General features: G+C 35.0%; 2 protein-coding genes. Both read right to left on the bottom strand.

Annotated features, from left to right (window positions below; genetic code table 11):
* A partial coding sequence (locus tag GQR46_RS17700; protein ID WP_165741780.1) for an AAA family ATPase occupies nucleotides 1–2,521 on the bottom strand: 2,521 nt, incomplete at its 3' end.
* Nucleotides 2,514–3,449, bottom strand: coding sequence for a DUF4007 family protein (locus GQR46_RS17695; protein ID WP_165741778.1), 936 nt, complete (start codon nucleotides 3,447–3,449; stop codon nucleotides 2,514–2,516). The genes GQR46_RS17700 and GQR46_RS17695, both read right to left, overlap by 8 nt.
* Between the last annotated feature and the right edge of the window lie 77 nt (nucleotides 3,450–3,526).

The following is a 3,526-nucleotide window of genomic DNA, read 5'->3' as shown; positions in this document are numbered from 1 at the left end:
TTTGAATTTCTGAAATTTCAAAGTACCTAACACCGGCTTCAATCGGATGTTTATATATTTTATTTACTAATTCTTCGTCAAGTTCAGGTATGAAAATAAACTGATTGGTTGAATCCCAATCGTAAAAAGCTACTTGCCCTTCAAGTGATTTTAAAAGAGCTAAACCATAAATACGGCATAAACCAGCAGTTAAACCATATGGTGGTAGCATCCACATTTCATAAAGCTCAGCCATCGTTACTTGTTTTGTAGTTGAGTTTTTCTTAATAAACTCAAAACCACTTTCAAATAACTCATGCATTCTAGGGTTTGCTTTTATAGCGTCTTTGCTCCACTCACTAGGGAACAAGAAACCTTCAGGTGTTTCGCAGTGCCAACCTTTACTCTTTAAACAAGAAAGATATAGCCCTTTTTCTGGAGGAAATGATTTTTCATCAAAACCTAAATCTTTTTCATCGCCAAATCTAAACATTGCATTCATTAGCTTACGAATAGCACTGTTTGCGCTACCAGAAGGCTTTGAACGGTTCACAAGCTCGTTTATTACTACTGGTGACTTATTAAATAGATCATTTGCAATTTTTGAGGCGACAGATGTTAAAGGTGCCGTTTCTAACTTTTTACCGCAATGAAACCAATCAGCGTTTTTGTAAACATACTGCAATTCATGGTCAACATTAGACTGCGCAAATTTAATCCGATTCTCTAGCTCATTTTTTGCAATTAGATCATGCGCTATTTTTTTCTCGTCTTTGAGTATTTGTTTTAAAGCAATTAACCCAATAGCAGCATTTTTAAGGTTTGAAAAGTCTTCAAACTTTCCAACAATACTGAAAGGCATTGCTTCTTCATGAGGTTTAAGTGCTTTAGCAATATCTTCATTCACGCATAAAATAAACGTAGCAAATGCTTCACCCGTTTTAGGTTGGGTAACAAATGGCTTGATAAGATCAACATCGTATTTGTTTATCAGCTTTGTAGTTGCCCAGCGCATAGTACCTGTTTTATGGTAATGTGCCGTTGCTAAAATATTTTGCGGTATATCACATATTTCAGTCCAATCCACACCATAGCTTATGGCTTCAATACGCTCATTGATAAGGTTATTAATGTCGATATCACTACCTTGAAACACAAATAAAGCATCGTGTTTTTGTCGGTAAATAATGACCGTCCAAGTCTCTAAATCTATCAGTGATTGCATTATTTCGGCAGCTTCATAACCGCGACTAACGAAGTATTTTTTTATAAAATCACGTTTGCCATGTAACTGATGATGAAAACCAAAGATAGTGAGTAGGGCGATTAACTTAGTTATAGCTGTATGGAGTTCACCGCCTTTTTGCTCTGCTCTATAAATGGCATCACAACCCTCTAACCATGCCTTACTATCTTGAGAAGTAACAATTAAATGATGTAAGTTATGATGTAAATAATCCCAATACATTTCAGGACGATATAGATTTAATGCTTCATTGAGTTCGCTATACTCTGTTTCTAAGAACTCTCTGAACCCATACTTTTCATGTGATGCTAAAAAGCCAAACAAACTACGTTCATTTTGTGAAAAGCGGCGACGAGAAACAGGGCCAAGTAATAAACTAACTATAGGATCAAGTGGTAGCGTATTACTTAACGCATTAACATTTTTGTTTTGATTTACAAACGCAGAGCTAGCAACGTCAACTAACTTTTCATACTTTGACTCAATAGCTTTTACTACTTTAGGTGCTCTAAATATTGAATCACCAACAAGTATTAAAGATTCATCAATTGAAGGGTTAAAGCTTAAGTCTCTATAGCGGCCTTGAACTTTACTCCACTCTTGCTGTGTTTTAACGTCTTTATTTTTAGCGTAATCAGAGAATGCTTGATGTAAAAAACCAACCAGTAATACAGGGCGCTTAGTCTGTTGAACAATATCGGCCAGAGACTGAAATAAATGTAAGTCTTTATTTGCACGCGATTGATAGTCTAAAGCTTTGCCCATTTCGTCGAGTAGAATTAAAACGCCGTCTTCATTATCACTTTGTTTTTGTAGAAGAGATTTAATCTTGGCTAAACATTCATCATCATTAAGAGCCAGAATATCTTCAGTATTATACTTGACGTTAAATGCTTTCAATAAACTGATTAAAATACTATTAGCAGGCGCTTCTAGACCGCAAACATGTTTAATTGTTTTCCAGCCGTTGGTAATTTTAAATCTAGCATCAAACTCAGTAATTACCTTTTGAGAACTATTAAGTTTGCTCAGTGCGTAATTACGTTGGTCTGAATCAGTAGAAAGTAAGCAAGATAAAAATAAGGCTACAGTTGATTTACCAGAACCATAAGGACCGGTGATTGTATATGCTCTTTGCGTACTACCTTCAAATTCACGGCTAACAGTATCAAGTACATTTATCGCTGTACCATGTACAATAAAATCATCAATAAAAGGTTTTAGGTTTGCACTATCAACATCAATGCGAGTAGAGCTTTTATATCGTTGGTTAATTGCAATAATAGATTCAGACATTGTATTTGCCGTAATAGTCATTTAAGTAATTGATAGTATTGTTTTTTGCAGAGTCAGAGACATTAACTTGCCTTAGCCCTAGTGAATCAACCCATGATATATTTTTGTTAGTATGTTCTTGAGCTTCATCGAGTTTTTGCCCTAATCCAGATTCAGACAACCTAAATATACGTCCCGGTGAACACGGTTTAGTCAGTAATGAATCAAAGTCAATAGTACTCACGTTAGAGTCAACGGTTTCTACTTTGAAAAACTCAAGTAATGCATATATAAATACGTCAATAGGTAGCTCAGGTCTTTCTGTTAAATTACTAACATAAAAAGAACGACCATTGTCTTGCACTAAATTAAGCTCGGCAAGTGGAGAGGTGAAGTGATCTTCATCTATTTTTTTTGTTGTTGTCTTAACTTTCTTACTGTACATATTTAAAAAACAATCCATGTCTTTTTTTATAGTTGTAACATTACCAACTTCACTTTTAACTAAGCGTTTTGCATCTTCATAGCAATCATCAATCAGTTTTGATTTCTCAAAGTGCTGAACATTAGAGTAGTTAAAAAAGTATCGATATGCAGTTAAGTGCTCATCATTAAAGTTTAACCAAAAGTGCAACAACCATATAGAACCCGATAATTCTAAGTAAGGATCTTTACCATCATTACCAAACAAATATTGCCCTTTACCCTTAGTAACTTTATGCAGAGTTTTATTGTTTTCTCTTTCGCTTTTTATAATACCGCTCGACTCAGCCCAATACTGAATCGCTTTAACCATATTTTTACCAACGCCAAGCTCAACAATAGAATGACGAATACTTTCTTCGTCAGAACTTGAGAAATTACCATTTGAATTCAAATGATTAACCGCTTTGAATAGCCATCCATAGCGCAGAGGGAAAGTATCATGACCTGTAAATTTAGCTTTCATAGCTTTTTGAGTGCCTCTGGAGAAATTGTCCAAGCGGCAATATTAACGTGAATTAAGATTAAGAGGAAGACTTCTAG

This window comes from Pseudoalteromonas sp. Z1A6 (genome assembly GCF_011378745.1).
Taxonomy (GTDB): Bacteria; Pseudomonadota; Gammaproteobacteria; order Enterobacterales; family Alteromonadaceae; genus Pseudoalteromonas; species Pseudoalteromonas arctica.
The sequence above is the reverse complement of the archived record's forward strand: the minus strand, read 5'-3'. Positions and strand labels throughout refer to the sequence as shown.